The following is a 520-nucleotide window of genomic DNA, read 5'->3' as shown; positions in this document are numbered from 1 at the left end:
GGCTTCACTTAAAAAGAGCTATCATTGATAGCTATTGATTATAATACTGTTTTCAATTATTCCATTAGACGCATCAGGGACGGGATTGATAAGGCAGCAAACCAAAATTAAGACTTCCATTTTTTCTTTTCCTTACTCTGTTCTGCACTTCCGAATTTCTTCAACATATCGTTATGCGTACCAATGAAAATAATCTCCTGTTCTTGCTCTACCCGTTCGCCAATGTCTGGCTGATAAGCATCTTTTTCTAGCACTTGTGGAATGCTAGATTCTGGAATCTCTTTATCCATCATGACCCCCGTTAAAAGCTCGCCAAATGGACAACAAGCAGTTTTGCTCGTCAATTGGCGGCTCATCTAATTTGTTTTGACCAAACAATGCCAGTAGCTGCCTACTGGTTGTATTACTCATAACGTATGTGCTCACTAGCTCATCGAACTGCCAAACGCGTTTACTGTCACTCAAATCAGGGTGAGTTTTAATTTCAATGGTGTCAGTAGTTTTCAGGTCGGCCTTTAGC

Annotated in this window: 2 protein-coding genes; both read right to left on the bottom strand. The window is 40.4% G+C overall.

Going from position 1 to position 520, the window contains the following annotated elements:
- Positions 1-107: 107 nt before the first annotated feature.
- Positions 108-290, bottom strand: a complete 183-nt coding sequence (locus AB4486_RS27765) for a hypothetical protein (RefSeq protein ID WP_136975920.1) — start codon at positions 288-290, stop codon at positions 108-110.
- Positions 283-520, bottom strand: a 238-nt coding sequence (locus AB4486_RS27760; protein ID WP_372120026.1) for a hypothetical protein, incomplete at its 5' end; no start/stop codon positions are given. The genes AB4486_RS27765 and AB4486_RS27760, both read right to left, overlap by 8 nt.

The sequence above is a fragment of the Vibrio sp. 10N.222.55.C6 genome (assembly GCF_041473395.1).
GTDB lineage: Bacteria > Pseudomonadota > Gammaproteobacteria > Enterobacterales > Vibrionaceae > Vibrio > Vibrio crassostreae_C.
This window is presented reverse-complemented; position numbering and strand designations above follow the sequence as displayed.